This is a genomic window from Bradyrhizobium sp. HKCCYLRH3061, assembly GCF_051168015.1.
Lineage (GTDB): Bacteria > Pseudomonadota > Alphaproteobacteria > Rhizobiales > Xanthobacteraceae > Bradyrhizobium.
On record NZ_JBNPUE010000023.1, the window covers coordinates 18292 to 41634 of the forward strand.

The 23343-nt window shown below is 66.3% G+C and carries 22 protein-coding genes; 10 read left to right on the plus strand and 12 right to left on the minus strand.

Annotated features, from left to right (window positions below; translation table 11 throughout):
- Positions 1-221: 221 nt before the first annotated feature.
- Complete coding sequence (locus ACQR2C_RS28835) at positions 222-824, minus strand: hypothetical protein (RefSeq protein ID WP_315779418.1); 603 nt, start codon at positions 822-824, stop codon at positions 222-224.
- A gap of 201 nt (positions 825-1025) precedes the next feature.
- Between ACQR2C_RS28835 and ACQR2C_RS28840 the strand changes: the two genes are divergently transcribed.
- The 3 genes from ACQR2C_RS28840 to ACQR2C_RS28850 all read left to right on the plus strand — a co-directional run bounded on the left by ACQR2C_RS28840 (position 1026) and on the right by ACQR2C_RS28850 (position 4246).
- A complete protein-coding gene (locus tag ACQR2C_RS28840; RefSeq protein ID WP_316181450.1) occupies positions 1026-1928 on the plus strand; it encodes a helix-turn-helix domain-containing protein in 903 nt (300 codons plus the stop codon).
- Positions 1929-2052: 124 nt separating this feature from the next.
- Positions 2053-3339 carry an MFS transporter gene (locus ACQR2C_RS28845; protein WP_434882630.1) on the plus strand — a complete coding sequence of 429 codons (1287 nt, stop codon included), beginning with the start codon at positions 2053-2055 and terminating at the stop codon, positions 3337-3339.
- Entirely contained in the window at positions 3332-4246 is a 915-nt protein-coding gene (locus ACQR2C_RS28850; protein ID WP_434882631.1) for an amidohydrolase family protein, read from the plus strand. The genes ACQR2C_RS28845 and ACQR2C_RS28850 overlap by 8 nt, the downstream gene beginning before the upstream one ends.
- A gap of 56 nt (positions 4247-4302) precedes the next feature.
- Here ACQR2C_RS28850 and ACQR2C_RS28855 read toward each other — a convergent pair whose 3' ends face one another.
- Entirely contained in the window at positions 4303-4914 is a 612-nt protein-coding gene (locus ACQR2C_RS28855) for a hypothetical protein (protein WP_434882632.1), read from the minus strand.
- 81 nt (positions 4915-4995) lie between these two features.
- The gene (locus tag ACQR2C_RS28860; RefSeq protein ID WP_315799680.1) at positions 4996-5766 is read right to left on the minus strand and encodes a gamma-glutamyl-gamma-aminobutyrate hydrolase family protein; all 771 of its coding nucleotides are present in this window, start codon (positions 5764-5766) and stop codon (positions 4996-4998) included.
- Between the two features lie 240 nt (positions 5767-6006).
- On the opposite strand from ACQR2C_RS28860, the gene ACQR2C_RS28865 reads away from it, so the two are divergent.
- Positions 6007-7155, plus strand: a complete 1149-nt coding sequence (locus tag ACQR2C_RS28865; protein WP_315799679.1) for an AI-2E family transporter — start codon at positions 6007-6009, stop codon at positions 7153-7155.
- Positions 7156-7173: 18 nt separating this feature from the next.
- On the opposite strand, the gene ACQR2C_RS28870 is transcribed toward ACQR2C_RS28865, so the two are convergent.
- From ACQR2C_RS28870 to ACQR2C_RS28885, 4 genes are all read right to left on the minus strand, one after another.
- On the minus strand, positions 7174-8343 hold the full coding sequence (locus ACQR2C_RS28870; RefSeq protein ID WP_315799678.1) for a M20 aminoacylase family protein: 1170 nt from the start codon (positions 8341-8343) through the stop codon (positions 7174-7176).
- A 160-nt stretch (positions 8344-8503) separates the two neighbouring features.
- Positions 8504-9052 carry an HD domain-containing protein gene (locus ACQR2C_RS28875; protein WP_434882633.1) on the minus strand — a complete coding sequence of 183 codons (549 nt, stop codon included), beginning with the start codon at positions 9050-9052 and terminating at the stop codon, positions 8504-8506.
- A 36-nt stretch (positions 9053-9088) separates the two neighbouring features.
- Complete coding sequence (locus ACQR2C_RS28880; protein WP_315799676.1) at positions 9089-9391, minus strand: antibiotic biosynthesis monooxygenase family protein; 303 nt, start codon at positions 9389-9391, stop codon at positions 9089-9091.
- Between the two features lie 69 nt (positions 9392-9460).
- Positions 9461-10684, minus strand: a complete 1224-nt coding sequence (locus ACQR2C_RS28885) for a GGDEF domain-containing protein (protein WP_315799675.1) — start codon at positions 10682-10684, stop codon at positions 9461-9463.
- 387 nt (positions 10685-11071) lie between these two features.
- Here ACQR2C_RS28885 and ACQR2C_RS28890 point away from each other — a divergent pair, with 387 nt between their 5' ends.
- Positions 11072-13168, plus strand: coding sequence for a LamG-like jellyroll fold domain-containing protein (locus ACQR2C_RS28890; protein ID WP_434882634.1), 2097 nt, complete (start codon positions 11072-11074; stop codon positions 13166-13168).
- Positions 13169-13257: 89 nt separating this feature from the next.
- On the opposite strand, the gene rpsI is transcribed toward ACQR2C_RS28890, so the two are convergent.
- The 3 genes from rpsI to ACQR2C_RS28905 form a co-directional block, all read right to left on the minus strand.
- Positions 13258-13740: a 30S ribosomal protein S9 gene (rpsI, locus tag ACQR2C_RS28895; RefSeq protein WP_006611043.1), complete on the minus strand. Its 483-nt coding sequence runs from the start codon at positions 13738-13740 to the stop codon at positions 13258-13260.
- Between the two features lies 1 nt (position 13741).
- Entirely contained in the window at positions 13742-14206 is a 465-nt protein-coding gene (gene rplM / locus ACQR2C_RS28900) for a 50S ribosomal protein L13 (protein ID WP_315799673.1), read from the minus strand.
- Positions 14207-14364: 158 nt separating this feature from the next.
- A complete protein-coding gene (locus ACQR2C_RS28905; RefSeq protein WP_315799672.1) occupies positions 14365-14793 on the minus strand; it encodes a PaaI family thioesterase in 429 nt (142 codons plus the stop codon).
- Between the two features lie 70 nt (positions 14794-14863).
- Here ACQR2C_RS28905 and ACQR2C_RS28910 point away from each other — a divergent pair, with 70 nt between their 5' ends.
- The 3 genes from ACQR2C_RS28910 to ACQR2C_RS28920 all read left to right on the plus strand — a co-directional run bounded on the left by ACQR2C_RS28910 (position 14864) and on the right by ACQR2C_RS28920 (position 17968).
- Positions 14864-15685 (plus strand): enoyl-CoA hydratase, encoded by an 822-nt coding sequence (locus ACQR2C_RS28910; RefSeq protein WP_315799671.1) that lies wholly within the window; start codon positions 14864-14866, stop codon positions 15683-15685.
- A gap of 189 nt (positions 15686-15874) precedes the next feature.
- Positions 15875-16459: a CoA-binding protein gene (locus ACQR2C_RS28915; protein WP_315799670.1), complete on the plus strand. Its 585-nt coding sequence runs from the start codon at positions 15875-15877 to the stop codon at positions 16457-16459.
- Positions 16460-16684: 225 nt separating this feature from the next.
- Entirely contained in the window at positions 16685-17968 is a 1284-nt protein-coding gene (locus tag ACQR2C_RS28920; protein ID WP_434882635.1) for an O-acetylhomoserine aminocarboxypropyltransferase, read from the plus strand.
- 229 nt (positions 17969-18197) lie between these two features.
- Here ACQR2C_RS28920 and ACQR2C_RS28925 read toward each other — a convergent pair whose 3' ends face one another.
- On the minus strand, positions 18198-18392 hold the full coding sequence (locus ACQR2C_RS28925; protein ID WP_315799668.1) for a hypothetical protein: 195 nt from the start codon (positions 18390-18392) through the stop codon (positions 18198-18200).
- 313 nt (positions 18393-18705) lie between these two features.
- On the opposite strand from ACQR2C_RS28925, the gene ACQR2C_RS28930 reads away from it, so the two are divergent.
- Positions 18706-19041, plus strand: a complete 336-nt coding sequence (locus ACQR2C_RS28930; protein ID WP_434882636.1) for a hypothetical protein — start codon at positions 18706-18708, stop codon at positions 19039-19041.
- 7 nt (positions 19042-19048) lie between these two features.
- Here ACQR2C_RS28930 and ACQR2C_RS28935 read toward each other — a convergent pair whose 3' ends face one another.
- On the minus strand, positions 19049-22471 hold the full coding sequence (locus ACQR2C_RS28935) for a DEAD/DEAH box helicase family protein (RefSeq protein ID WP_434882637.1): 3423 nt from the start codon (positions 22469-22471) through the stop codon (positions 19049-19051).
- 561 nt (positions 22472-23032) lie between these two features.
- On the opposite strand from ACQR2C_RS28935, the gene ACQR2C_RS28940 reads away from it, so the two are divergent.
- Positions 23033-23341, plus strand: a complete 309-nt coding sequence (locus ACQR2C_RS28940) for a HigA family addiction module antitoxin (protein ID WP_434882638.1) — start codon at positions 23033-23035, stop codon at positions 23339-23341.
- The last annotated feature ends 2 nt before the right edge of the window (positions 23342-23343 follow it).

Genomic DNA, 23343 nt, shown 5'->3' on the forward strand with positions numbered 1-23343 from the left:
AAAAAAGATCACGGGCCTCGTCCTTCGAGACGCTTGGCTTCGCCAAGCTCCTCAGGATGAGGAGATGGAGCTCGCGCAGAAGACGCAAGGTGGGAGATCTCGCGTGGTGTCAGATGCATCTCCTCATGGTGAGGAGGCGCGCGCAGGTCATCCGGTGAAAGCGCTGTTGGCAGATGCGCGCCGTCTCGAACCATGAGGCCCGCTCGTTAACGCAGCAGCTGCTATTTCTCGGGGAAGCGAACCTCGATCTGCTCGACCACCGGTCCCCATTTACGCATCGTGGCGTTGTCGGATGCAACCGGATCGCCATCGGGCGCGCCTCTGACGTCCTTGCCCTGCCCGAAGCGCACCACGATTTCGCATCCGCCCGCCAACGGACGACCTAGCACGCCGCCCTTCCAGTTGATGACGAAACCGCTGAAATCCGAGTCGATCCCGGTGACGAGAAAGGGCTTGCCGTTGATCTTCTGAACCTGTGCCAATGTCGAACCGATCGTCACCCCAGCCACGTTCCAGTGACTGGTCTTGGCATCTCGCACCGTCAATCGTGCAACGCGGGTCATCGCATCATCCGCGAAGAACACGTCGATGCGCCAGTCCGGAGATTGCGGCAGCAGGGCCACGCCTCGATACGTGATGTCCTCCACGCCAGTGTAGAGATCCTCCGCGACCACCGCCTCCCCGCCATAGCGCTGCATCAGACTCTTGGCGGAATCGCCGACCGACACCGGGGAGGTGCAGGTGATCGGCCCGTCGGCCGGAGGCGCCGTCTGCGCCGATACCGGCGCGGCCAGCAGCATCAAGAGAACGATGGAATTGCGCACGGCGTCTCCTCACTCCTGTGCGACGCTACCACCGCTGCACAGCAAATATCACCCGGATAATATTTGCCGATAATCAGGCGGCCTTGAGGCGACGTCGACCCGCGAGGTTGGAGAACGCCGCGCCCTGCCTGCCCGGAGGTCGCCAGCCCGGCAAGACAATGCTAAAATCTACATCAGCCATTCAGCCAGACGTCCCTCCCCATGCAGCTCAATCCCCTTCGCCATGCCGAGCGCGTCACGGGACGACGGCAATCGGCGCTGATCGACCTGTGGTCGACGGCCGGGTTTGCCGCGGCTGTCAGCGAGGTCACCGGGCCGCACCTCTACGAGTATGGCGAGCTGCCGGTCCCGACGGTGGCGATCACGCTGTACGACGTCCGGCGTCACGTCCTGATCGAGGATGGCACGGTCCGGCGCGATGCGCCGGTCAGCGCGGGGCGTTTCCGGATCGGCCAGCCCGGCTGCAGCGTGGTGGTCGATGCCGTGCCTGAGGTCCGTTCGGGCCAGCTGTTGCTGCTGTATCTCGGCGATGCCCTGCTGAAGGAGGTCGCGGCGTCGCGCGGCTCCGCAGCGCCGGTCACCCTGACGAACCAGGCCTGGGACACCGAAGATCCGATGCTCGAAGCGGCGGCGACGCGGTTGGTCGAGAGCTGCGGCGGCGGCGAAAGGCCAAGCCGGCTGCTGGCCGAACAGTTCGCCTACACGCTCGCGCTGCACGTCTCGGACCGCTACGCAGTGCAGCGCCCACCCGGACTGGAGCAGACGCCGCCCTTGGACGACCGGATGCGGGCGCGCGTCACGGAGTTCGTTCGCGCCGATCCCGGTGCGCCGGTCACGCTGGCCGCGATGGCGGAGGTGGCGGGGATGAGCCCGTCCTCCTTCCTCCGCAGCTTCAAGCAGGCGACCGGAACGACGCCGCATCGGTTCGTCGTCGAGCAGCGCGTGCTGGCCGCGCGCCGGCTGCTTTCGACCTCCGATCTGCCGATCGTCGAGATCGCGCTGTCGCTCGGCTTCTCCTCGCAATCGCATTTCGGCGCCGCGTTCCGGGCGGTGACGGGCGAGAGTCCGGCCCGCTATCGCCGCATGCAGCGCGGCGGCCGGTGATTTCCTGACAAGGCTGCACGCAGCAGCGCCGATCCTGACGATTTTCTGACAGACACCGCCGGATCTTTCAGCGAACTCTGCCGCGGGTCGACCGTTCAACAAGAGCGGCGCATGGGAGGCGAGGATGTCGACAGCTGCAGACACGGTGGTGCCGATCGAGGATACGAGCTTCACCGGCTTCTACAATGGCATGACCACGGCCGAACGGCGCACCTTCTGGGCCTGCGCCACGGGCTGGGCGCTCGACGGCATGGACTTCATGATCTACCCGCTGGTGATCGGCACGATCATCGCGCTGTGGAAGGTTGACGCCGGCACCGCGGGCCTCGCCGGCACGGTGACGCTGCTCGCCTCGGCCTTCGGCGGCTGGGCGGCGGGCTATCTCGCCGACCGCATCGGCCGCGTCCGGACGCTGCAGTTCACCATCATCTGGTTCTCGCTGTTCTCGCTGCTGTGCGCGTTCGCGCAGAACTTCGAGCAATTGCTGGTGCTGCGAGCCCTGCTCGGACTCGGCTTCGGCGGTGAATGGGCGGCCGGCGCGGTGCTGATGGGCGAGACCATTCGCGCCCAGTATCGCGGCCGCGCCGTCGGCAGCGTGCAGTCCGGCTGGGCCGTCGGCTGGGGCCTCGCAGTGCTGGCGCAGGCCGCCTTGTTCTCGCTGCTGCCGGCCGATCAGGCGTGGCGGTGGATGTTCGCGATCGGCGCCCTGCCGGCGCTGCTGGTGCTGTATCTGCGCGCCTTTGTAAAGGAGCCGGAGGTCGCGGCCGCCGCACGCGCCAAGGTCGCCGCCGCCGGCGACCGCCCGTCGATCCTGGAGATCTTCCAGGGGCCGATCCTGAAGACCACCATTCTCGCCTCGCTGGTGGCGACCGGCTGCCAGGGCGGCTACTACGCGATCACCTTCTGGGTGCCGCGCTTCCTCACCACCGAGCGCAAGCTCTCGATCGTCAGCTCGACCGGCTATCTCGCCGCTCTCATCATCGGCTCGTTCATCGGCTATCTCGTCGGCGCCTGGTATGCGGATCGTTTCGGCCGGCGCAACCTGTTCCTGGTGTTCTCGCTCGGCGCCATGGTCGTGGTCGCCGCCTACACCCAGCTGCCGCTGTCGAACGAGCTGCTGTGGCTGCTCGGCTTTCCGCTCGGCTTCTTCGCCTCGGGCTATTTCTCCGGCATGGGCGCGTTCCTCACCGAGCTCTATCCGACGCGCTTGCGCGGCTCCGGCCAGGGCTTCTGCTACAATTTCGGCCGCGGCATCGGCGCGCTGTTTCCGTTCCTGGTCGGCTATCTCTCGCAGATGACCTCGCTCGCCACCGCGATCTGCCTGTTCGCTCTGTTCGCCTATGCGCTGTTCTTCGTCGCCGCCTATGCGCTGCCGGAGACGCGCGGCAAGGTGCTGCACGCCGATGCGTGAGATCGCACCCCACGCCGATCGGGCTCCCGCCTGCGCGGGGCCCGATCCGCATCCGCGCAGGGCCTCCCGCTTCATCGTGCCGCCAGGCGCGGTCGACACCCACGCCCATGTCATCGGGCTGCCGCCGCGCCATCCCTTCGTGGCCGAGCGCAGCTACACGCCGCCGGAGGCCACCGCGGCCTCCTATCTGGCGATGCTCGATGCCACCGGCATGACCTATGGCGTGCTGGTCCAGGTCAGCGTCCACGGCACCGACAACAGCCTGATGGTCGAGACGCTGGGCGCCAACCGCGAGCGGCTGCGCGGCATCGCGGTGATCCCGCTCGGCCTGCCGGACCGCGAGCTGGCGGCGTTGCAGCAGGCCGGCGTGGTCGGTTTGCGCCTCAACGTTCTCTACGGCGGCGGCATCGGCTTCGATCATCTGCACGACTACGCCGCGCTCGCCCGCGAGCTCGGCTGGCACCTGCAGTTCCTGATCGACGCCGCCGACCTGCCGGCCCTGGCGCCGCGGCTGGAGGGGCTCGCGGTCCCGATCGTCATCGACCACTGGGGCCACTTCCCGGTGTCACGGGGCCTCGCCGATCCCGGCTTCCAGACGCTGGTCTCGCTGGTGCGCGACGGCGCCTGGGTCAAGCTGTCCGGCGCCTACCGCAACACGGTCGCCGGACCGCCCTATGCCGACACGGTCCCCTTCGTCCGCCGCCTCCACGCGGCCGCCCCCGACCGCTGCGTCTGGGGCTCCGACTGGCCGCACGTCGCGCACCGCGGCCACATGATGAACGTCGGCGAGCTGCTCGACCTCTTGGCCGACTGGGTGCCCGATGCCGCCGCCCGCAACCGCGTCCTCGCCGATAACGCCCAGCGGCTGTACGGGTTTCCGCCGAGCGGAGGCAGACACTCATCGTGATCGATCAATGGTGGTGACGATCACCGGTCTCAGCCGGCGCTGAGGGATGACTCCGATTACTTCGCAGCGAAATTGACTCCGATCTCGGTCACCACGGGCGCGAGCTTCAGCAGCGCCGGATTGTCGGACGACACCTTCACGCCGTCCCCCGAGAGCGCACGTGGCGTATCCTTCTCGGTGCCGAACCGCACCGTCACCGAGCAGCCGCCCGGCAGCATGCGCCCGAGGGCGCCGTTCTTGAAGTCGGTGACATAGCCGCCATAGTCCCAGCCGAAGCCCGCGACGACGAAAGGCTTGCCGTTGGCCTTCTGGACCGCAGCGAGGCTCGCGCCGATCGAAATGCCGGCCACGGTCCAGCGGCTGGTCTTGGCGGTGTCGCGAAGGGTCAGCCCGGACACCGTGGCGGTCTTGTCTTCGATGAAGGCGACTTCGATGCGGCGGTCCATCGCGCGGGGAAACAGCACGAGGCCCTTGTAGGTCTCCCCCTCCGCCCCCGGCAGATCCTCGATCACGGCTTCACTGCCATAGCGCTGCTTCAGGCTATTCGCCGTGTCGGTCGCGGCCGCGGGCAGCGCGCAGGTGATCGGCCCTTCGGTCGGCGGCGCGGTCTGAGCAGAAGCAGGACTGGCAACAGCCAGCGCAAGGACGGTGGTCAAGACATGGCGCATCAATGAACCCTTGTGAGACTGCGAAACAACGCGGCCGGCATCGTTAGGTCTGTTTCGCCGCATCTCGGGTTCAGGCCGACGTCACGACGACTGCCGCCGCTTCCTCACGGCATCCCCGAACGCCTCGAACAGCTTGCGGTTGATCGGGTTCTTCTGCGGATCGTATTCGGCGTGCCATTGCACGCCCAATGCGAAGCTCGGCGCGTCGGCGATACGGATCGCCTCGATGGTGCCGTCCTCGGCGATGCCCTCGATGACGACGCGGTCGCCCGGCTCGAGGATGCCCTGGCCGTGCAGCGAATTCACCTTGATGCTCTCGCAGCCGAGGATGCCGGCGAAGGCGCCGCCCGGGGTCAGCCGCACCTCGTGGCGGTCGGCGAAGATGACGGTCGGATCGGGATGGATCTCGCCATTCTCCAGCCGGGGCATGCGATGGTTCATGCGGCCGGGAATCTCGCGGATCTCCGGATGCAGCGAGCCGCCGAAGGCGACGTTCATCTCCTGGAGGCCGCGGCAGATGCCGAACAGCGGGATGCCTCGGGAGACGCAAGCCTCCGTCAACTGCAGGGCGACCTCGTCGCGATGGATGTCGTAGGGCTCGTGCTTGAGACTGGGCTCGGTGTTGAAGCGGGTCGGGTGCACGTTGGCACGGGCGCCGGTCAGGACCACGCCATCGACGACATCGAGCAGCGCGGCGATGTCGGTGATCTCGGGAACGCCGGCAAACATCAGCGGCAGCGCGCCTGCGACCTCGGCCACGGCGCTCAGGTTGCGTTCGCCCACCATCTGTACGGTGAACCTGTTCTCGACGCGATGGCTGTTGCCGATCACGCCGACGACCGGACGCTTCATGGCCCTCGTTTCTCTCCCTGGGAGCCCAGGCTCGATCTCCAATGAGCCCGGAGGCACAGATCATGCCTCGACAAATCATGCCTGTGTCGCAAAGCCGGATCAACATATGGCGGCGCGGGTCGCCAATGCCAATTCCGGACAACCCCGCAAGCGTCCCGCCGCACCCCGATCCCAAGCCTGCGCTTGATCCGCCAGCCGTTTTCGCCAATGTGTGGGGCCGATCAGCACAGAGGACGCCCCATGACCGCCCCCGCCGACCCGCGCCTCCAGGCCCGCAGCGACCTGGCCTGGGCCATCGCCGTGGGCGGCATCGGGGTGATCCTGTTCATGGCCGCGCTCGCCTTCAGCTGGTATTACGCTGCGGCGCTGTTCCTGCTGTTCTCCGGCATGCTGCTCGGTGTCGCGCTCAACGCGATGACCAGCCTGCTCGGCCGCGTGCTGCCCTGGCCGCACCCGGCGCGGCTCGTCATCGTCTGCGTGGCGCTCGCGGCCGTGCTCGTCGGCATCGTCTTCCTGGGCGGCACCACCATCGCGGAGCAGGCCAAGGTGCTGAGCGATACGATCAAGTCGCAGCTCGGCAACATCAAGGGCTTCCTCGACCGCAACGGCATCGACACCAGCTTCTTCGACTTCAACGCTGCGAACACGGCCACTGCCGCGCCTGATGGCGGCTCGACCACACCGACCCAGACGCCGTCCCATGGCCTTCCGGGCGGCCTGCCCTCGCCGAGCGCGCTGGCCTCCTCCGGCGGCGCCATCGTCAGCCAGACCTTCAAGCTGCTGCTCGGCACCGTCAGCGCCGTCGGCAACTTCTTCATCGTGCTGTTCTTAGGATTGGCCTTCGCGGCCCAGCCGGCGGTCTACCGCAGCGGATTGCTGTTCCTGGCGCCGGCGAAGTACCGCGACCAGGCCACCGTGATCGTCGACCGCATCAGCTACACGCTGGAGCGCTGGCTGATCGCCCAGATCACGACGATGTTCGCGGTCTTCCTGGTCACCTGGATCGGCCTTGCCATCATCGGCGTGCAGAGCTCGTTCATCCTGGGCATCCAGGCCGGCCTGCTGGCGTTCATTCCAACCGTCGGCGCGATCATCGCCGGCGTCATCGTGGTGCTGGCGAGCCTTGCCTCCGGCTGGGTGGCTGCGGTCAGCGCCTTCGTGCTGTTCCTCGGCGTGCACGCGATGGAGAGCTATGTGCTGACGCCGCTGATCCAGCGCCAGGCGCTGGACATCCCGCCGGCCACGCTGTTCGCGTTCCAGATCCTGCTCGGCATCGTGTTCGGCGTCTGGGGCCTGACCCTGGCGCTGCCGCTGATGGCGATCGCCAAGGTCATGATCGATTATTTCAAGAGCGACCACCGCACCGAGGACGCCGCCGCCGCGATCTGAGAGATCGGTTGCGGCGGTTCAGCCCGCCGGCATCGCGGTCTCGACGAGCTTGGCCCAATAGCTGATGCCGTGCGGGATCACGTCATCGTTGAAATCATATTCGGGGTGATGCACGCCGGCGCCATCGCCGATGCCCATGAAGACGAACGCGCCGGGCCGAGCCTGCAGCATGTAGGCGAAGTCCTCGCCGCCGAGCCGGGGCGGCATGTCGGTGATGACCTGATCCGGCCCGACGACGCTGCGCGCCACGTCGGCGGCGAACGCGGTCTGCTCCGCATGGTTGATGACGACCGGATACCCCCATTCGTAATCGATCTCCGCCTCGACGCCCATGCCGCTCGCGAGCGCCGTCACGAGGCCCTTGAAGCGCTCGTCCATCAAACGGCGGATGTCCTCGTCGAGCGTGCGCACGGTGCCGCCGATGATCGCGGTCTGCGGAATGATGTTGTCGGCGGTCGTCCCCGCGTGGAAGCGCGTGATCGACAGCACCGCGCTCTCGACCGGATCGACGTTGCGCGCCACGATCGTCTGCAGCGCGGTCACGATCTGCGCGCCGGCGATGATCGGATCGACGCATTTGTTCGGCCGCGCGGCATGGCCGCCGAGGCCCTTCAGACGCACCTCGAAGGTGTCGGCCGCGGCCATCACGGCGCCGGTGCGCGTCGCGACGGTCCCGAGCGGAAGACCCGGCGCGTTGTGCAGGCCATAGACCTCCTCGATGCCGAAGCGCTCCATCAGGCCGTCCTCGACCATCGCACGGCCACCGGCCCCGCCCTCCTCGGCCGGCTGAAAGATGACGATGGCGGTGCCGGCGAAGTTGCGCGTCTCGGCGAGATAGCGCGCCGCGCCCAGCAGCATCGCGGTGTGGCCGTCATGGCCGCAGGCGTGCATCCGGCCCGGAATGGTCGATTTGTGCGGGAGGTCGCCGACCTCCTGCAGCGGCAGCGCATCCATGTCGGCGCGCAGGCCGATGACACGCTGCGACGGCTCGCGCCCGCGGATGACGCCGACCACGCCGGTCCTGCCGATACCGGCGACGACCTCGTCGACGCCGAACGACCTCAGCAGCTCGGCAACGCGCGCGGCCGTCCGATGCACCTCGTAGAGCAGTTCGGGATGCTGGTGGAAGTCGCGGCGCCAGACCTTGGCGTCTTCGGCGAGCTCGGCGGCGCGGTTGATGATCGGCATGACGGAGTTCCGGAAAATGAGAGCACGCCGTGGCGACGCGCGTGTCATCTCATTGCATGTCGCGCGACGGCAAAACACAAGCCACATTCGCTCATGCGATGCTGCGCAGGCTGCATTGCCGCGCTGATGCGGCCGTTCAAAAACGCCTGAGCTGATCCGCTTAGGATCGAAGGCCGCGCAGCTCGCGGGCGAGATTGCTCCGCGCCTTCCGGTCGAGCGCGGCGGCAAAGCCCGCATCCGGATAGATCACGGGGCGGCTTCCGAAGCGCTCCAGCACCGCCGCGCGCCCGGCGCGGTAGGCGTCGTCCGGCACATCAGCATATTCGCGCCGGATCGCATCGGCATAGGCGTCGTAGCTGGCCTCGTCGCTGCCCAGAATGGCGAGATCGATCGAGACGAGCAGCGCGCCCAGCCGATCGCCGGGCGCGACATCGTGGGTGCGGGTCAGCCGGATTAGGCGTCCGACCTCGTCGCGCAGATCGGCCGCGACGTGACGCTCGGCAAGGACGGCGCTCTGCTCCTCATTGTCGGACCGCGTCGGATCATACACGACGTCGTGCCACCAGATCGCGAGCGTCAGGATCTCGCGGTCGCGGGCGTCGAGGTCGGCAACGCGAGCGAGCTCGGCCAGGCAGTCCTGGATGTGGCGAAGATCATGGTAGTGCCGTCCCGCCGCGGAGTAGGCTTCGACCAGATCGTCATGCGTCATGGTGGCGTTCCGTCGGCAGCAGCGGCTACGCGGTGCTCAGCCGGCCGAGGTCAGCACCGTCTCGGTGTGCTCGACATCCGGAGGGCTGGCGAAATACTGCCCGACCAGGCCGCGCCATTCGGTGAAGTTCTCCGAGCCACGGAAATCGACCGTGTGGCTCTCGAGCGTCTCCCACTTCACCATCAGGCGGTAGCGTTGCGGCTTCTCGATCGACTTGTGCAGCTCGAAGCCGTGAAAGCCCTTGGAGCGGCCGAAGGCGGCGCGCGCCTTCGCGACGGCGGCCTCGAAATCCTTCTCCGTGCCCGGCTTGACGTCGATCTGAGCGATTTCCGTGATCATGGTCTGTCGGCCTCCCCTGGCGTTGGACCGCTTGTCTAGCCCAGACCTCGGGCGAGCGAAAGCCGCGCCTCAGCTCGACAATACCGCCTGTTCCGACTGCGGCAGGCTGGCAGAAGCGGCGGCGCGCTGGCGGCGGTAGCGGTCGAGCGACAGCGGCAGCTCCTCCGACGCTTCGACCCGGTTGCGACCGGAGCGCTTGGCCTTGTAGAGCGCGGTATCGGCGGCCGCGAGCAGCACGTCGAGTTCGGTCCCGCCCGGCCCGCCGGCGACGCCGATGCTGACGGTGGTGTCCACCGGCTGGTCCTCGCGCACCACCCCGGAGGCCGCGAACGCCTCGCGGACACGCTCGGCGGCGACCATGGCCTCTTCGATGGAACAGGGCAGAAGGGCTGCGAACTCCTCGCCGCCGATCCGGCCCGAGAGATCGGTGAGGCGCAGATTGTTGACCACGACGTCTGCGAAGATCTTCAGGACCTCATCGCCCTCGGCGTGGCCGAAACGGTCGTTGATCGACTTGAAATGATCGATGTCGAAGATCAGCACGCTGACCGGCCGCTGCTCGCGCGCCTCGCGCTCGATCAGTTGCGCGCAGGACTCGGCAAAGCCGCGTCGATTGAGCAGGCCCGTCAGCGGGTCGGTGGTCGCCGCGCGCTTGTGGGCGCTGACGATGCGCTCCGACACCAGCATGAAGATCACGAACACGGTGCCGACAGCGTAGAGCACGAGCTCGATCGAGAAGATCGTGACCCAGGCCCCGGCGAAGGCGCCGTCGGACTCGCGCAGCATGTTGCCGAGCAGGATCGGCAGCATCAGGACGAAGCCGTGCATCACCGGCACGATCAGCGCCGGCCAGCGCTTGTGCAGAGACCGCCGCCGCTCCTGCCACAGCTCGGCCGCGGTGAGCATGGCATAGATCACGACGATCGCGGCGCCGATCGTCAGCCGCAGCGCCTGCGCCGAGGGATCGAGCAGCATGCCGCTGGCGATCCAGACGATGGCGCCGAGCACGAGTCCGGGCACGCTCGGCGGCTTGCCATGAAACACGCGCGCGGCGTTCCACACCATGGCGGTGGCGATCAGGCCGATCGAGCTCAGGAACAGCGACACCACCTCGCCATAGAGCTCGCCGATCAACGTCCACAGCGCGATCGCGACCGCGCCGAGGACATAGGCCGCGCCCCACCAGCGCAGCGCCGGCGTGTTCTCCTGCCGTCCGAAGTGCAGCAACATGGCGCCAAGCAGCGCCGCGACCATGGTCGCTACGATGTCGAGCGTCATGCTGTCGAGTGCCATCCGTCACCTCGGTTGCTGCGGCGGCGCGGAGACTTTGGTTAGCGCGGCCTTGTCGCGATCAACCTAGCGAGCGGTCTGTTCGAAAGAGGTTTGCCTGGGATACCAAGTTTTCTCGAAAAGCTCGGCACAACTCGTCGGCAAATTGCTGCGCAAAATGCTGCAAACAGGATTCAAAACCGATCGCGCCAGGCACCATGCGCGCCCGCCTTGATTGCACGAAATGCAGCTAATTATTGAGAGTTGCGGAACTGAGCATGTGGAATCAATCGTTTCCCGCTCCGCACCGAACACTCATGGAAACGATAAGAAACCTTCTCAAATTTGAGATCATCTCTCCCTACCACGGCGCGACAGCAGCGCGATCGGTCGCATGCGATGGGGACGAGAATGTCTTTCGACGACGATTCATACGACAGCCAGGCCGCACCAAATCATCCGTCGCGCGATCCGCAAGCAACCCAGGGCGTCGATCGCCGCACGCTGCTGCGCAATGCCATGGGCGTCTCGGCGCTCGGCCTCGGTGCCAGCCTGTTGCCGGGCCAGGCCGCGCACGCGCATTGGCGCATGCACCACCATCATCACCACGTCACCACCAGCTTCGCGCTCGCCGTCCTCCCCGATACGCAGTTCTACTCGCGCTATGCGACCTCCGAGGAAGGCCAGGCCTATCAGCGGCAATATGGCAGCACGCCCTATCCGGCGCAGACCCAGTTCATTGTCGACAACGCCGCGAAATATCACATCCCATTCACGATCCATCTCGGCGACGTCGTCGACCAGTCCAGGCATCCGCAGCAATGGGCCGTCGCCGACGCCGCAATGAAGCTGCTGGAGAATGCCGGCCGGCCGTATTCGGTGCTGGCCGGCAATCACGACGTGCTGTCGGCGCTGGAGTTCGAGAGCGCGGCGAGCCAGAGCGCGGGCACCGATGCGCAGCGCGGTTCATCGGAGCCGTATCTGTCCTGGTTTCCGGCCAGCCGCGCGGCGAAGCAGCGGACCTTCCTGGAGCGGCATCCGAGCGGCTGGCACGAGGCGCATGTGTTCCACGCCTGCGGCGTCAGCTTCATGGTGCTGTCGCTGTCGTGGCGTGCCTCGGACGACGCCGTCGCCTGGGCGCGCAGCATGATCGCGCGGCACCCGATGCTGCCGGTCATCCTCGCCAACCACCAGTTGCTCAACATCGCCAATGACGGCACGAGCCCGCTCGAGGTCGCCTACGGTCAATACCTCTGGGAGAAGCTGATCCGCAGCAACGACCAGATCTTCATGACGCTCAACGGCCACTATCATGGCGGCGCGCTGCTGACGAAGATCAACGACTTCCATAACCCCGTGCACCAGATGGTGGTCGACTATCAGATGGCCTATCAGGGCGGCAACGGCCTGATGCGGCTCTACGAGTTCGACTTCACGGCCAACAAGATCGACGTCGCCTCGTTCTCGCCTTGGGTGGTCGAGAAGCCGAAGGACAGTCTCAAGCAGTTCGACCGCGCCTGGCTGACGGAGGACAACCACGAGTTCTCGATTGCCATCGACTTCCGCCGGCGTTTTTCACGCTTCACCAATTTCTGCCATCTGCCGGCCTTCGCCGGCACGCCGATCCTGCCGCGGGTGAAGCAGGATCTCTATGCCAACTACACCGAGGCGCCGGAGCCGGTGGTGGTGCCGCCCGCGAACGAACAGGACTATCCGCTGATCGCCGAGACAACAGCGCATTGGCGGATCGCGTCGTCGGCGATCGGCAAGGCGGTGGCCGCCGGCACCGCGCTGTCGGACCTCACCGCCGCCAACCCAATGCAGCGCGCATCGCTCGCCGGTGCCGCGGAGGTCGCCGATGTGGCCTTCACCGCCGACAAGCACCGCCTGTCGTCAGCGCCGGGGAGCGTTCAGTTCCTCAACACCACCAAGCAAGGCGCCGGCCGCTTCAGCTGGTTCACGACGGCGGCCAACGCGCCGATCAATACCGCGACCTTCGCATCCGGCTACACGGTCGAGGCCTTCATCAAGATCGATCCGAACTGGAAGGCGGCCGATCATGCCTGGTGCAACATACTCACCCGCTTCGGCAACCGCGGCTGGCTGCCGGGCTATGCCGGCGGCGACCCGGAATCGCCGCCGATCCTGTTCGCGATCTCCAACCTCCGCGAGGTGCAGTGGGAGATCGTGCCGTCGAGCTCGACCAGGCAGCCGCAGACCGACTGGTCCGGCGAGATCATGCTCGACACCTGGTATCACCTCGCCATCGTCAACGACCCCACCGATAACTCCACCGTGCTCTACATCGAGGGCGCGCCGGTCGTGCGCAGCGTGATCGGCGGCAACGGCATCGCGAGCGTCGCAGCGTCCCAGCCCTGGGCGCTCGGCTGCGGCTGGTGGGACCGCGCGCCGTCCGATGGCTTCATCGGCAGCATCGGCGAGGTCCGCGTGGTGTCGAAGCCGCTGGCGCCGAGCCAATGGCTGACCGCGCGCCGCGCCAGCGCCTGATCACACAACCTCCAAGCAAAACGGGCGCCCGCGAGGGCGCCCGTTCGTATTGGTAGCTGACGGATCCGGCCGCAGCCGGACCCAGGAGATCAGCGCTTCGAGAACTGGAAGGAGCGGCGGGCCTTGGCCTTGCCGTACTTCTTACGCTCGACGACGCGCGAGTCGCGGGTCAGGAAGCCGCCCTTCTTGAGGACGCTGCGCAGCTCCGGCTCGAAATTGGTCAGAGCCTTGGACAGGCCGTGACGCACCGCGCCGGCCTGGCCGGACAGACCGCCGCCGGCGACCGTGCAGATCACGTCGTACTGGCCCTTGCGGGCGGCGACGACCATCGGCTGCTCGATCATCATGCGCAGCACCGGACGGGCGAAGTAGACCTCGATGTCGCGGGTGTTGACGGTGACCTTGCCGGAGCCCGGCTTGATCCAGACGCGGGCGACCGCGTCCTTGCGCTTGCCGGTGGCATAGGCGCGGCCGAACTTGTCGACCTTCTTCTCATACTTCGGAGCGTCCGGGGCCGTGACGGCGCCCTTGAGCTGCGACAGCTGATCGAGAGACTGGATGCTTTCGGCCATCTTATGCGGCCCTCGTGTTCTTGCGGTTCAACTTGGCGATGTCGATCTTCTCGGGGTTCTGCGCCTCGTGCGGATGATCAGGTCCGCCATAGACACGCAGATTGCCCATCTGCACGCGGCCGAGCGGGCCGCGCGGGATCATGCGCTCGATGGCCTTCTCGATCACGCGCTCGGGGAAGCGGCCCTCGAGGATCTGGCGCGCGGTGCGCTCCTTGACGTGGCCGACATAGCCGGTGTGCTTGTAGTACGTCTTCTGCTCGCGCTTGCGGCCGGTCAGCACGGCATGCGCGGCATTGACGATGATGACGTTGTCGCCGCAATCGACGTGCGGGGTATAGATCGGGAGGTGCTTGCCCCGCAGCCGCATCGCGACCAGCGTGGCGAGACGACCGACGACCAGACCCTTGGCGTCGATGACGACCCACTTCTTCTGGACCTCGGCCGGCTTTGCCGAAAAGGTTTTCATGAGAGATATCCGTGACAGGGAGAATGCGGCGCGGGTGACGCGCCGAACTGGTCGCAGCTTCTAGAGAAGCGGCCTGCATTCGTCAACGCCATCCACGCGAAATTAATACAATAAAAACAGCGACTTACAAATATGGTGCAATAATACCCTCAAAAACCCTACGCATTCGGAATGGAATAGGTCGCCGTGACATGGGCGATCGGATCAGGCGATTCCCCTGACAACAGCGTGACTTCGCCGACCGCAAGCCGCTTGCCGAGCTTGAGCAGCCGCGCCTCCGCCAGCACGTCGGCGCCGGCCGCGCCCTTGCGCAGGAAGTTGATGTTGAGATTCGTGGTCACGGCGAGCCCGACCGGGCCGATCGCCGACAAGAGCACCACGTACATCGCGAAATCGGCCAGCGCCATCAGTGTCGGCCCGGAGACGGTGCCGCCTGGGCGCAACATGCGCTCGTTGAAGCGCTGGCGCATCCGGCAGCTCTTGCCATCGGCGCTCTCGATCGAAATGTCGCCGCCGGTGCGGAACGCCTGGGGAAATTCCGCGTGCAGGAACGCTTCCAGCTCCGCGATGGTCATCTTCGCCGTCATGTCTCCCCCTGCTCTCGTCGTCGCTCATCTGTTACATTAGCTGCATCGACGCGCCCATATGGAAATCGCAATGTCCGCCCCTGCCCTCGCCGACGCCGCCGATACGCCGATTTTGTTGCGCGAGATGGCGGGCGCCGTCGCCGTGCTCACGCTCAACCGCCCGGCACAGCGCAACAGCCTGTCGGAGCCGCTGATCGCAGAGCTGCATCAGGCCCTGGCCGAGATCGGCGCCGACAAGGCCGTGCGCGCCGTGGTGATCGCAGCAAATGGCCCGGCGTTCTGCGCCGGCCATGACCTCAAGGAACTCACCGCGCATCGCGGCGACGCCGACCGCGGCCGCGCCTTCTTCGCCAAACTGATGAATGCCTGCAGTGCGATGATGCAGGCGATCGTGCATCTGCCGAAGCCCGTTGTCGCGTCCGTGCAGGGCATCGCCACCGCCGCCGGCTGCCAACTGGTCGCGAGCTGCGATCTCGCCGTCGCCTCCGAGCGCGCCTCGTTCGCTACGCCCGGCGTCGACATCGGCCTGTTCTGCTCGACGCCGATGGTGGCGCTGTCGCGCAACGTGCCCCGCAAGCAGGCGATGGAGATGCTGCTGACCGGCGAGCCGGTTCCCGCCCCGCGCGCCCGCGAATTGGGCCTCGTCAACCGCGTGGTCACGGCCGGCACGGAGCGCGACACCGCGATTGCGCTGGCACAACAAGTGGCGCGCAAATCGGCCTATACGATCAAGCTCGGCAAGGAGGCATTCTACCGCCAGGCCGAGATGAGCCTTGCCGACGCCTATCGCTATGCGGCAGAGGTGATGACGCAGAACATGCTCGCCCGCGACGCGGAGGAAGGCATCGGCGCCTTCATCGAAAAGCGGACGCCGACGTGGCGGGATGAGTGAGCACCGACGCTCTCTCCGCCGTCATCGCGAGCGCAGCGCCGCGATCCAGAGTCCCACCCGAGCCCCTGGATTGCTTCGTCGCTGTCGCTCCTCGCAATGACGGTTTCAGCAACTTCGTCATTCCGGGGCGATGCGAAGCATCGAACCCGGGCGCCCTGGAATGACGGCAACTAATAGAAGCGCGAGCCCATGAATCACGACACCTACCCCGACGACTACATCCGCGGCATTCTCAACGGTGTGAAGGTGATCGCGATGGTCGGCGCCTCGCCGTCCGAGATCCGGCCGAGCTTCTTCGCCTTCAAATATCTGGTGCAACGCGGCTACGACATGATCCCGGTGAATCCCGGCCATGTCGGCAAGAGCCTGATGGGCCGCCCCTTCGTCGCCTCGCTCGCCGACATCGGCCGCCCGATCGACATGGTCGACATCTTCCGGAGCTCGCAGCACATCATGCCCGTCGTCGACGAGGCGCTGAAGCTCTCACCCTTGCCGAAGGTGATCTGGATGCAGCTCGGCGCGCGTGACGATGCGGCGGCCGAGAAGGCCGAGGCCGCCGGGCTGAAGGTCGTGATGAACCGATGCCCCAAGATCGAGTATGGCCGGCTGTCGTCGGAGATCTCGTGGATGGGCGTCAACTCCCGCACCATCAGCGCCAAGCGCGCGCCAATCCCGACCCAGGGCATGCGGCTGTCGCTGAACCGCACCAGCGTCGGCGGCGGCGCGACGGCCGCGGCCGACCGCGCCGCGAAGGACAGAAGCGATCCCACCTGACGCATCTGCGAAAGGAACGTGTCGCGACGACGGCGCGACACAGCAGCGCATTTCAAATCGGAGCGATCCGCGCCGGCAGCCTTGACGCCATCCTGGCCGCTGGCAAATGTCCTCCGCCGGGATGACGCGGAGGCGCACGATGCGCGCTATCGACACCGTCTCCCATCATCGATCCCTGCGCCAGCCGGCGCCGGCGCGCAACGGATCAAGCCAAGAGGAAACACCATGACCGAACGTGCCCCGGGATTTGCCACCCTCGCCATTCACGCCGGCGCCCAGCCCGACCCGACCACCGGCGCGCGGGCGACGCCGATCTACCAGACCACGTCCTTCGTGTTCAACGATGCCGACCACGCCGCCTCGCTGTTCGGGCTGCAGGCGTTCGGCAACATCTACACCCGCATCGGCAACCCGACCAACGCGGTGCTGGAGGAGCGCGTCGCCGCGCTCGAGGGCGGCACCGCCGCGCTGGCCGTTGCCTCGGGCCATGCCGCGCAGGTCGTGGCGCTGCAGCAGTTGCTGTCCCCCGGCGACGAATTCATTGCCGCACGAAAACTCTATGGCGGCTCGATCAACCAGTTCACGCATTCGTTCAAGAGCTTTGGCTGGAACGTGGTGTGGGCCGACACCGATGACGTCGCGAGCTTCGAGGCCGCGGTCTCGCCGCGCACCAAGGCGATCTTCATCGAGTCGCTCGCCAATCCCGGCGGAAGCGTCACCGACATCGAGGCCATCGCGCAGGTCGCGCGCAAGGCCGGTGTGCCGCTGATCGTCGACAACACGCTCGCCTCGCCGTACCTGATCCGCCCGATCGATCACGGCGCCGACATCGTGCTGCACTCGCTGACCAAGTTCCTCGGCGGCCACGGCAACTCGATCGGCGGCGTCATCGTCGACGCCGGCACCTTCGACTGGGCCGGCAGCGGCGACAAATATCCGATGCTGACGCAGCCGCGCCCCGAATATCACGGCATCCGGCTGCACGAGACGTTCGGCAATTTCGCCTTCGCGATCGCCTGCCGCGTGCTGGGCCTGCGCGATCTCGGCCCCGCGCTGTCGCCGTTCAACGCGTTCATGATCCTCACCGGCATCGAGACCTTGCCGCTGCGCATGCAGAAGCACTGCGACAACGCCAAGGCCGTCGCGGAATATCTCAGCAGGCATCCCGCCGTGGCGGCGGTGAGCTACGCCGGCCTGCCCGAGGACAAGTATCACACGCTCGCGCGCAAATACTGCCCGAAGGGCGCCGGTGCGGTCTTCACCTTCTCGCTCAAGGGCGGCTACGACGCCGGCGTCAAGCTGGTGTCGAACCTGAAGCTGTTCTCGCATCTCGCCAATGTCGGCGACACCCGCTCGCTGGTGATCCACCCGGCCTCGACCACCCACAGCCAGCTCGACGATGCCGCCAAGATCAAGGCCGGCGCCGGCCCCGACATCGTCCGCATCTCCGTCGGCATCGAGGACAAGGAAGACCTGATCGCCGACCTCGAGCAGGCGCTGAGCGCGTAGGCGGGTCGGCAGCTGCGCTGAACGTGCGGCGATCTCAGACGCGAGTTGCACACGCATATCGCCATCGACGTCATGCCCGGGGCTTGACGAACGGCTGAGACCGAGATGGCGATCCGGGCCTCGAAAACAAAGAGAGCGCGACAGGCCTCCCCTGGCCTTGCGCGCTCTCTTTCGTCCCACGGTCATGCCGTTGCCGGCGTCTCGGACCGCGCCCTCGTTAACTCCGGATCTAGCTCAGCAGCACCAGCAGGCTCGCCTGCGCAGGGCTCGTCAGCGGAAGCGCGGCGGTCGCGATCGACCGGCGCGCCGTCAGCGCCTGGCGACAGGCGGCGACCTCGTCGGCGATGGCAAGATGCGGTTGCGACGCTTCAGTCCTGGACAGCAGCCTGAGACGTGCGGACGCCGACATCACGATGACCGACATGCGCGAACCCTTCTGGTCTGACACTCTGATGGAAATGCAGCAGAGATTTTCATCCCGGACGCAGACAGTGCTGGTTTGCGTCCAGCCGGCCTTCAAAATCGCCGGCACCCGTAACCTTGCACCCGCAGAACTTAACAAAAGCTGAAAAAGCCCGTCCTTCTACGGGTGATTGCAGCCCCGTTCCGCGCGCTGGAAGGTTTTCGTTAACCATACAGGGCCCATCCTGCCGGCCATGGAATCGCTCCGGTGCAGCCAACAGCACCGATGTCGCATGGCATCACGCCGGCCGTCCCGGAGCTGCAAGGAGAGCAGAATGCGAACGTTGGTGATCATGATGCTGCTGGCGGCCATCGCGGCGAATGGCGTCGTGCTCGCAGCCGACCTGCCGGCCGTCCACGACAAGCTCGTCCACTACAAGGCCCGCCGCGCCGTCAAGGCGCCGCCCACAATCGTCGTCGTCAAGGACCAGGACTCGCTGATCTCCCCGATGTGGCCCTCCACGCCGCTGCTGCTCGGCCGCCAGGAGCTGCCCGGCTATTACGGCCGCGCCTTCTCCTACGACTACCAGGGCGCGTATTACGGCGGTGGGGGCTACCCGGACTACATGGTCCGCCTGCCCTATGCCTGCGGCGTGTACGGGTATTGCTGAGGGAGCACTACGCCACCGCGCTCTCGTTGATCGCCTTGATGGTCTCGAACAGCTTGACCACCCTGTTCTCGTCGAACAGATGCTCCGGCCCGGTCGGCGCGATGCCCGTGAAGGGCGGCTCGTAGAGCAGCGCCGGGTCCATCACGCCCTGATCGGTCAGGTGCTCGATCACCATGTCGATGAATTCGATCTGCGCCGCCGACGCCGTGCCGCCGGCGATGAACTCGCCGAAGGCTGAGCTGACCGCTGCGCGGTCGAGCCCGACCAGCGAGCGCACGAAGCGGCCGAAGCCGTGGCTGACCTCCCTGGCCCGCGCGATGTCGCCGGCTTCGCCGATGCCGGCCTCCAGCAGCATCCGCTCCAGCTCGGTCAGGTCGTAGGCCGTCAGCGGCTTGCCCTGGCGCAGCTTGGCCAGCGCCAGATTGTCCTGATGCGCGCGCAGGAAGTGCCGGGCCTTGGCCTTGAAGCGGGCGAAGTCGGCCTCGCCCACCTGCGGCAATTGCAGCTCGACCCCCTCGCCGATCTCGTCGGCGAAGTTGGAATAGACGACGGTCTTGCGTCCCTTCTCGATGTGCTGGATCAGGTCGCGCAGCCGCAGGCGCACCAGCTCCAGCAAGGGCACGGTGACGCCTTCCCACCATTGATCGGTCTGGATCTCCTCGATCAGCTCGGCATGCCGGGCGATCGCCGGAATGCCGGTCTGGTCCTCCAGGGCTGACGCGATCTCCAGGAGCTGCTTGCGGAGATTGTCGAAGCGCTTGGAGCCCTTGAGCAGCGCCAGCTCGAGCTGGAACATCAGGAGGTCGAAGCGCTTGGCGTCCTCGGTGCCGAGCATGTGGCTCGACGGCAGCGGCGCGATCTCCTCGACCAGCTCCTCGCGCTTGTGCTCGTCGATCGCGTCCCACTCCTTGGGCTCGCGATACTTCTCGACCGCGCGGCGATGCTTCCGGACGATGAAATTGTCGGTGTTGAGCCCGCCGACGATCGCCTGCAAGGTCGCGGCAGCGGACGCTCGAATCTCCGGCTCGCTCGGTGGCTCGCCTTCGTCACCCTCATAAGGCGCCTGTCCGCCGGCCGAGAAGCCGCCTGCGGCTGCCGCCTTCGAGAACTTCTCGTCCAGCGCCCGCACCAGGTCGAGCCGGCCGGCGAACAGCCGCTCGGACAGCGACTTCGCCGCGGAGGCTTCCTTCAACTCCGGATTGGCGCCGAAGAACTCGATGTTCTGGCAATAGTCGAAGACGCAAAACTCCTCCTTGTCCTGCCCAGGACCGAACAGGTCCGGACACAGCCGCGTGCCGCGCCCGATCATCTGCCAGAACTTGGTCTTCGAGCGCACCGGCTTGAAGAACACGAGATTGACCACCTCCGGCACGTCGATGCCGGTGTCGAGCATGTCGACGGAAATGGCGATATGCGGCACCTTGGTCTTGATCGAGAAGTCGTCGATCAAGGTCTGCGCATAGGCGCCGGTCTTATGGGTGATGACGCGGGCGAAATGCCCGGCCAGCGCCGGATAGGCCACGTTGAAGCGGGTCTCGATATATTTGGCGTGGTCCTCGTTCTTGGCGAAGATGATGGTCTTGCCGAGCCGGTCGCCGCCTTCGACCTTGATGCCGTTCTGCATCAGATGCGCGATGACGAGATCGACCGTCTCCTCGTTGAACAGCCGCTTGTTGACCTCCGCCGCTTCGACCGTATCGGGGACGTCGTCCTCGCCCCATTCCAGCATGTCCCACTGGTCTTTTTCCTCCGCCGAGAGGTCGTCATAGCGGAGGCCGGAGCGGACGATTTTCAGCGGCACCGAGATCGTCTTCGGCGGCACCAGGTGCCCCTCGGCCACCGCCTCCTCCAGCGAATAGGCATCGGTCGGCACGCCGTCTTCGAGGTCGAACAGCGAATAGGTGTTGCGGTCGATCTCGTCCTTCGGCGTCGCCGTCAGCCCGACCAGGAAGGAATCGAAATACTCGAAGATGGCGCGATAGCGCTGGTAGACCGAGCGGTGCGCCTCGTCGATCACGATCAGGTCGAAATGGCCGGGACCGAATGTCAGCCTGCCCTGCTGCCGGCCGTCGATCAGCCCCATCATGGTCGGATAGGTGCAGATGAAGACGCGGCCGTCGGCGGTGCGGTCGGTCACCAGATTGACCGGCGCGGCGTCCGGCAGATGTGCCTTGAACGCGCCGGCCGCTTGGTTCACCAGCGCGACACGGTCGGCAAGAAACAGCACCCGCTTGACCCAGCCGGCGCGCATCAAAAGGTCGACCAGCGCGATCACGGTGCGGGTCTTGCCGGAGCCGGTCGCCATCACCAGCAGCGCCTTGCGCTCGCGGTCCTCCTCGAAATGCTTGGCGATCGAGCGGATCGCCCGGTGCTGATAGGGCCGCTCGACGATCTTGCGGTTGATCGCCTCCGAGCCGAGCTGCTTCCGCCCGATGCGGCGCTGGATCAGGAGCTCCAGCTCGTCGCGCTTGTAGAAGCCGCCGATCTGCCGCGGCGGGTAGCGGGTGTCGTCCCAGATCCAGTGCTCGTAGCCGTTGGAATAGAAGATCACCGGGCGCTGGCCGTAGCGCGCCTCCAGACGGTCGGCATAGAGCTTGGCCTGCTGCTGGCCGGATCGCGCATCCTTGCGCGTGCGCTTGGCCTCGACCAGGCCGAGCGGCTTGCCGTCCGCGCCCCAAAGGACGTAGTCGACAAAGCCCACGCCCTCATTGTTCGGCATGCCCTCGACGCGAAACTCGCGATCCTCAGGCTGGTCCAGCGCCCAGCCGGCCTCGCGCAGCAACAGGTCGATAAAGCGGTCGCGGGTCTCCGCCTCGTCGTAATTGTGCTGGTCCGGCTTCGCCTCGGCCTCATTCCGCGCGGCGGCGACCTCGGCACGCAGCTTCTTCAGTTCAGTGTCGAGGTTGTCCTTGTCGAGCAGCAGCTTTGTCAGCTCGCCGTCCTTGGCGTCGAGCTCGGCCTGCTGGGTCTTGAGCTGGACGAACGCCTTCTTCAACACCTCGTCGCGGCGCGACAGCACGGCCGGGTCGAAAGTCAGCCCGTCGGCCGGCTTGGCCTTGGCATAGGTCCGGGCGAACCAGAAGCAGACGTGGAACAGCTCCTTGACCGCGCCGGTGGCATCGCCGGCGCTGATCCGGCGCGCCTCATGGACGGCCCGGTTCCGCAGTGTGTTGATGTATTTCGCCTTGGCAAACACCGCCTCGCCCGCCGCCCGGCGGAAGCTCGGCTCGTGCAGCAGCGCCGCGATGTTGTCCTGATAGGGCAGCTTCAGTGCGGGATCGGACTTGAACGCCCATTTCACCGCGACCTCGACGGTCTTGCCGGCAAAGAATGCCGCCGCGGTCGGCGACACCGCCGCCTGGCGCTCGGCCTCGACCGCCGCCTCGTGCACGGCCGGAAATTCAGCGGCGAGAAAGGCGAAGTTGGACATTCAGCTCCTCTGGCGCTCCCCTCGCGTGACCGCCATCCTGCCGGATCATCCGCGTCTGCCCAGACCGATCCGGCCATACCGGATCACCTTCAACCATCGGATGCATTCTACCATTCGTCAAGTCGCCGCGCGGCAGGCAAGTCGCGAAGCTCTAAGTGCGGCGGCCGAGTCCATCCATGGCTCGCCTGGAAGAACTTACACGACGCCGGCAGATGCTCTGAGCTGAGACTCCAACCTGCCTTCGTCACGCCCGGAAACAACAGAGACAGCGCTCAACAGGACTGCCGCGACGACAGCCCTCCCAATTATTAACTCCGTCATGCCCGGGCTTGTCCCGGGCATCCACGTCCTTCCCAGCGTGACGAGCGACGTGGATGGCCGGGACAAGCCCGGCCATGACGACTTGGCGAGAGGCGAGCGCAAAACTCCGATCGCCATCCTGATAGTACGAATCTCTACACATCCGGCGCTCACATCTTTGACCCGTCCTGCCCCCGACTTGGGGCTTCCCCCCGTGGTTGCACCATGGCAGGGTGAATCACACCTGTATGAGTTGCATCCATGCTGATGACCAAGCGCAAGCCGATCACGGTGGCCGAACTCCTGGTCGAGGAGTTCATGCAGCCGATGGGGCTGACGCAGACCGCGCTGGCCGAGGCGATGGGCGTGCAGCGCAAGCACGTCAACGAACTCTGCAACGGCAAGCGCAACGTCACCGCCCCCACCGCCCTCATCCTGGCCCGCGTCTTCGGCAACAGCCCGGAGTTCTGGCTCAACGTGCAGCGGCGAAGAGACCTGTGGGAGGCGATGCATTCCCCTCGCGAGCGCAAGCGGATCGAACGCGCCAAGCCGCTGAACTCGGCGGCGTGAGT

Bases quoted from the DNA above. Each gene is read 5' to 3' on its own strand.
- ACQR2C_RS28885 (WP_315799675.1), bottom strand. From the start codon at position 10,684: ATGGCACTCGACAGCATGACGCTCGACATCGTAGCGACCATGGTCGCG.
- ACQR2C_RS28930 (WP_434882636.1), top strand. From the start codon at position 18,706: ATGCGAACGTTGGTGATCATGATGCTGCTGGCGGCCATCGCGGCGAAT.
- ACQR2C_RS28935 (WP_434882637.1), bottom strand. From the start codon at position 22,471: ATGTCCAACTTCGCCTTTCTCGCCGCTGAATTTCCGGCCGTGCACGAG.
- ACQR2C_RS28880 (WP_315799676.1), bottom strand. From the start codon at position 9,391: ATGATCACGGAAATCGCTCAGATCGACGTCAAGCCGGGCACGGAGAAG.
- ACQR2C_RS28875 (WP_434882633.1), bottom strand. From the start codon at position 9,052: ATGACGCATGACGATCTGGTCGAAGCCTACTCCGCGGCGGGACGGCAC.
- ACQR2C_RS28860 (WP_315799680.1), bottom strand. From the start codon at position 5,766: ATGAAGCGTCCGGTCGTCGGCGTGATCGGCAACAGCCATCGCGTCGAG.
- ACQR2C_RS28855 (WP_434882632.1), bottom strand. From the start codon at position 4,914: ATGCGCCATGTCTTGACCACCGTCCTTGCGCTGGCTGTTGCCAGTCCT.
- ACQR2C_RS28890 (WP_434882634.1), top strand. From the start codon at position 11,072: ATGTCTTTCGACGACGATTCATACGACAGCCAGGCCGCACCAAATCAT.
- ACQR2C_RS28845 (WP_434882630.1), top strand. From the start codon at position 2,053: ATGTCGACAGCTGCAGACACGGTGGTGCCGATCGAGGATACGAGCTTC.
- ACQR2C_RS28915 (WP_315799670.1), top strand. From the start codon at position 15,875: ATGAATCACGACACCTACCCCGACGACTACATCCGCGGCATTCTCAAC.
- rplM (WP_315799673.1), bottom strand. From the start codon at position 14,206: ATGAAAACCTTTTCGGCAAAGCCGGCCGAGGTCCAGAAGAAGTGGGTC.
- ACQR2C_RS28840 (WP_316181450.1), top strand. From the start codon at position 1,026: ATGCAGCTCAATCCCCTTCGCCATGCCGAGCGCGTCACGGGACGACGG.
- ACQR2C_RS28920 (WP_434882635.1), top strand. From the start codon at position 16,685: ATGACCGAACGTGCCCCGGGATTTGCCACCCTCGCCATTCACGCCGGC.
- ACQR2C_RS28905 (WP_315799672.1), bottom strand. From the start codon at position 14,793: ATGACGGCGAAGATGACCATCGCGGAGCTGGAAGCGTTCCTGCACGCG.
- rpsI (WP_006611043.1), bottom strand. From the start codon at position 13,740: ATGGCCGAAAGCATCCAGTCTCTCGATCAGCTGTCGCAGCTCAAGGGC.
- ACQR2C_RS28940 (WP_434882638.1), top strand. From the start codon at position 23,033: ATGCTGATGACCAAGCGCAAGCCGATCACGGTGGCCGAACTCCTGGTC.
- ACQR2C_RS28865 (WP_315799679.1), top strand. From the start codon at position 6,007: ATGACCGCCCCCGCCGACCCGCGCCTCCAGGCCCGCAGCGACCTGGCC.
- ACQR2C_RS28925 (WP_315799668.1), bottom strand. From the start codon at position 18,392: ATGTCGGTCATCGTGATGTCGGCGTCCGCACGTCTCAGGCTGCTGTCC.
- ACQR2C_RS28870 (WP_315799678.1), bottom strand. From the start codon at position 8,343: ATGCCGATCATCAACCGCGCCGCCGAGCTCGCCGAAGACGCCAAGGTC.
- ACQR2C_RS28910 (WP_315799671.1), top strand. From the start codon at position 14,864: ATGTCCGCCCCTGCCCTCGCCGACGCCGCCGATACGCCGATTTTGTTG.
- ACQR2C_RS28850 (WP_434882631.1), top strand. From the start codon at position 3,332: ATGCGTGAGATCGCACCCCACGCCGATCGGGCTCCCGCCTGCGCGGGG.